This is a genomic window from Bradyrhizobium sp. (assembly GCF_030654605.1).
In the GTDB taxonomy this organism is placed as follows: domain Bacteria; phylum Pseudomonadota; class Alphaproteobacteria; order Rhizobiales; family Xanthobacteraceae; genus Bradyrhizobium.
In genome coordinates this window covers 1-1,841 of sequence record NZ_JAURXB010000102.1, presented here as the reverse complement: position 1 = coordinate 1,841, position 1,841 = coordinate 1, and the positions used below count along the sequence as shown (strand labels likewise).

2 protein-coding genes are annotated in these 1,841 nt (G+C 67.1%); both read left to right on the top strand.

Annotated features, from left to right (window positions below; all coding sequences use genetic code 11):
• Positions 1-363: 363 nt before the first annotated feature.
• Positions 364-1,146 carry a thiazole synthase gene (locus tag Q7U29_RS10505; protein ID WP_304741100.1) on the top strand — a complete coding sequence of 261 codons (783 nt, stop codon included), beginning with the start codon at positions 364-366 and terminating at the stop codon, positions 1,144-1,146.
• Positions 1,133-1,741: a thiamine phosphate synthase gene (locus tag Q7U29_RS10500; protein WP_304741098.1), complete on the top strand. Its 609-nt coding sequence runs from the start codon at positions 1,133-1,135 to the stop codon at positions 1,739-1,741. Before Q7U29_RS10505 ends, Q7U29_RS10500 begins: the two co-directional genes overlap by 14 nt.
• The last annotated feature ends 100 nt before the right edge of the window (positions 1,742-1,841 follow it).

Here is a 1,841-nt window from a genome sequence, read left to right as displayed (position 1 = left end):
AGCCACAGGATGGCGGGGCCACGAAAGGTCTCGGCCAGTTTACCGCAACGAGGATACACGGCGTATGGGTCCCTGCGTTCGCAGGGACGACGGGTTGATAGGCAGTCGCCTGCATCACCAAACTCCGCTGTCATCGCCCGGCTTGACCGGGCGACCCAGTACGCCGCGGCGTCTCGATTCCGCAATGTCTCTCCACCCGTCGTCCCTGCGAACGCAGGGACCCATAACCACAGGCGGTTGGGGCTACGAAAGGTCTCGGCCAGTTTACCGCAACGAGGATACACGGCGCCGCGATGAGCGCAGTTGCGCTCACGCTTGGGGTCCCTGCGTTCGCAGGGACGACGAGGATAGGGCACCGACGCCATGCTGAACTTCTACGGAAAGACCTTCACCTCCCGCCTGCTGATCGGCAGCGCGCTGTATCCCTCCCCCGCGATCATGCAGAACGCGATCCGGGCCTCCGGCGCCGGCATCGTCACCGTGTCGCTGCGGCGCGAATCCGCCGGCGGCAAGACCGGCGATGCGTTCTGGTCGCTGATCCGCGAGCTCGATGTCACGGTGCTGCCGAACACCGCCGGCTGCCGCGGCGTGCGCGAGGCGGTGACCACGGCAAAACTGGCGCGCGAATTGTTCGGCACCCCCTGGATCAAGCTGGAAGTGATCGCCGACAACGACACGCTGCAGCCCGACGTGGTCGGGCTGGTCGAAGCCGCCGGCATCCTGATCAAGGACGGCTTTGAGGTGTTTCCCTATTGCACCGAGGATCTCTCGGTCGCGATGCGACTGGTCGATGCCGGCTGCAAGGTGGTGATGCCGTGGGCAGCGCCGATCGGCAGCGCGAGGGGCATCGTCAACCGCGATGCGCTGAAACTGCTGCGCGACCGGCTGCCCGACATCACGCTGGTGGTCGATGCCGGCCTCGGTGCGCCCTCCCACGCCGCGCAGGCGCTCGAACTCGGCTATGACGCCGTGCTGCTCAACACCGCGATCGCCAAAGCCGCCGACCCCGTCGCGATGGCCAATGCCTTCAGGCTCGGCGTCGAGGCCGGCCGCACGGCTTACGAAGCGGGCCTGATGGAAGCCCGCGACTTCGCCTCCCCTTCAACCCCTGTCGTTGGGACACCGTTCTGGCATGCCGTATCCTGATCGCTTTTATCCCGTCGTCGACACCGTCGCCTGGGTGGCGCGGCTGGCGCTGCTCGGCGCCGGCACCATTCAACTGCGCGCCAAGGATCTCAACGATTCCGAGGCGCTGCAGCTCGTCGCCGACGCGCTGGAGGTGATCAGGGGCACCGATGCCAAGCTCGTGGTCAACGACTACTGGCGCGCGGCGATCGTGGCCGGCGCCAAGCATCTGCATCTCGGCCAGGAGGACCTGGTCGACGCCGATCTCGCGGCGATCCGCGAGGCCGGCCTGACGCTGGGCATTTCGACCCATGACGACGACGAGCTGGAAACCGCCTTGCGCGCCGAACCCGACTACATCGCGCTCGGCCCGATCTTCCCGACCACACTGAAATCGATGCGCTTCGCGCCGCAGGGCATTCCGAAAATCACCGAATGGAAGAAGCGCATCGGCGCCATTCCGCTGGTGGCGATCGGCGGCATCAAGCTGGAGCAAGCCGCGGCGATCTACGCCGCCGGCGCCGACAGCATCGCCGTCGTCAGCGACGTCACGCAGAACCCCGACCCCGACGCCCGGGTGCGCGCCTGGCTCGGGCTGCACGCGGAGGCGGCGTGAGATGAGCACCGGTGTCATCGCCCGGCATAGCCGTACGAAGGACGGCGTCGCTTCCGCTCGCCTGTGCCGGGCGACCCAGTATTCCAGAGACGGTCGCGTT